The following is a 1905-nucleotide window of genomic DNA, read 5'->3' as shown; positions in this document are numbered from 1 at the left end:
TTGCAGCAATGCAACGGCTTTTCATTATGGTTTTATGCGCTTGCGGTGACACGAGCGTAAGCCAAAATATAGTTTTAAACCTTCCTAATTATTCATCAGGCCCTTTGAGCGTAAATTTTAAATGTTTACGCATATCTTTTAAAATCACGCCCTTTTTAAGCATTGCGCCGCTTAAGCGTTTTTGCCACTTTAATAAGTCAGGCTCTGCGGCCGCTAAGGCTTGCTCGTTTTCAAACTGAAAGCACAGCAGTAGTGTACTTGGAAATAAGTGGTATTCCACATCAAACCAGCATTGCAGCATGCCTCGGAGCTCAGCGCGGCCTTGTTCTTCTAATTTTTCAGCAGTATTAAGTACAAGTGCTTGCTGTTTTACTTGCACTGCAGAGAGTTTTTTCATTATTAAAATCCAAGTTAGCGGCTAAAAAATGCAGCCGGAATGCGGGCATTATACGCAAGCTTGTAGGCAGGCAACAACTTTGAAAGGGAGTTAATGTTTAATAGAGCGTATCTGTTTAAAATCTGGAGTGCATGTCGCAAGGCGCCTTTGGCTTTTCCAACTTTCGTAAGTCGGATAAGCGGCGTAGCCGTGCCATCCGACATTTCAAATTTTATTACAGAACCTTAATTTGGACATTAATATTAATGTGTTTTTTCAACTCAATAGTTAAATAACCTTAACTAGAGTTTTGCCAAGTTGCTTGCGACAACTAAGGAGTAGCTGTCGCAAGCCGTCTTTTGAGCCTCATCGTATTACGTTTAATACTTATAAGAGGTATCAATCGGGTCGGTTTATTTAGATCGGCGCTTGTCTAGCACATAACGTACGGCCATTCTTGCAACACCCGCACCAATACCTGAGACTACTGCCCATGTAACGGCCTCTTTAAGATCTGTTTCTTCGCTTGGTCTATCTTTTGGGGCTGGTTCGTTGGTAACCTTTTCCCACGATTTTTGTAAAGTTTTCCTTGTTAACATACCTGCAGATGCAGCGGCGAGACCTATACCGATAGTCGTAATTAGTTGTTTATTACTCATAATGTTCTCCTTTTTATAAATAACGGCAGCGTTATTTATGTATAACTCTTTAAGTAAGAATATTAATAACAGCAATTTACGTACCGATAGATGTTTGAGTAATAAGCACAGTTATATAAAAAACTCACTCAAAGTTTTACAAATTTAAGCGTAAAGCTTTGAGTGAGATTACGACAAAAGTAAGAGCGTTTAACTGAAAGGTTATTTTACTCACGCTTAGGAGGTTTATTAAGCTTGTGCTTCAGTTCCTAGTAAGGCACCGATATAGGCGAGTTCTTCGCTAAAAATACCATTCAAAAGAGCGTTTTGCTCAATTATTACAGCGTCATTAGGTTGGGCTTTGTATTCTTGCTGGCATCTTGTGAGTTCGGTGGCCAGCCATTGGCAAACATTAGTAGTTAATTTTATTGCTGTTTTTAAAAATAATGACCATTTTATTTTTTGTAAATTAAAGCGGTAAAGCGCGACAGCAATAACACCATAAGCTTGCTGTTCAGGTGTTGGCATGTTGTTAGTATTTATTGAAGTGCTGTTTAAAAGCTTGGTATTGACCATCGCTTGTTGCAGTGCAGCTTGTTGTGATTGACTTAAGAAGTTGTTTTCGTAATCCATGGATGGCCTATATCTGCTGATAGCAGGGCAATATAAAAAGAAGATTTAGCACAGTATTTTACGATTCATGCGCACCGAAAAATGAACCACAGTGATAACAAAATTAGACTGACTCTTTACTGAATTAATAAAACACAATTGTAACTGGGTAGGGGAATTGAAGAGGATAAGCGTCTTTGTTTTAACCTTCAAATCGCATGAAAAATAATGCTCTGTTGGTGTTTTTAATTTTATTGGTAAGCACGGTAATAACCATAA

General features: G+C 38.5%; 3 protein-coding genes. All 3 read right to left on the bottom strand.

Going from position 1 to position 1905, the window contains the following annotated elements; translation table 11 throughout:
- Nucleotides 1-88 precede the first annotated feature (88 nt).
- The gene (locus GQR46_RS19200) at nucleotides 89-397 is read right to left on the bottom strand and encodes a hypothetical protein (protein WP_165742120.1); all 309 of its coding nucleotides are present in this window, start codon (nucleotides 395-397) and stop codon (nucleotides 89-91) included.
- 392 nt (nucleotides 398-789) lie between these two features.
- Nucleotides 790-1035 carry a DUF4235 domain-containing protein gene (locus tag GQR46_RS19195; protein WP_002958040.1) on the bottom strand — a complete coding sequence of 82 codons (246 nt, stop codon included), beginning with the start codon at nucleotides 1033-1035 and terminating at the stop codon, nucleotides 790-792.
- A gap of 228 nt (nucleotides 1036-1263) precedes the next feature.
- Nucleotides 1264-1647 carry a hypothetical protein gene (locus tag GQR46_RS19190; RefSeq protein ID WP_121955128.1) on the bottom strand — a complete coding sequence of 128 codons (384 nt, stop codon included), beginning with the start codon at nucleotides 1645-1647 and terminating at the stop codon, nucleotides 1264-1266.
- Nucleotides 1648-1905: the final 258 nt, after the last annotated feature.

The organism is Pseudoalteromonas sp. Z1A6, assembly GCF_011378745.1.
Classification (GTDB): domain Bacteria; phylum Pseudomonadota; class Gammaproteobacteria; order Enterobacterales; family Alteromonadaceae; genus Pseudoalteromonas; species Pseudoalteromonas arctica.
Note: the sequence above shows the minus strand (reverse complement) of the source record. Positions and strands in the feature narration are given on the sequence as shown.

Excerpts from the sequence above, each read along its gene's own strand:
- GQR46_RS19200 (WP_165742120.1), bottom strand. The coding sequence starts at position 397 with ATGAAAAAACTCTCTGCAGTGCAAGTAAAACAGCAAGCACTTGTACTT.
- GQR46_RS19190 (WP_121955128.1), bottom strand. The coding sequence starts at position 1,647 with ATGGATTACGAAAACAACTTCTTAAGTCAATCACAACAAGCTGCACTG.
- GQR46_RS19195 (WP_002958040.1), bottom strand. The coding sequence starts at position 1,035 with ATGAGTAATAAACAACTAATTACGACTATCGGTATAGGTCTCGCCGCT.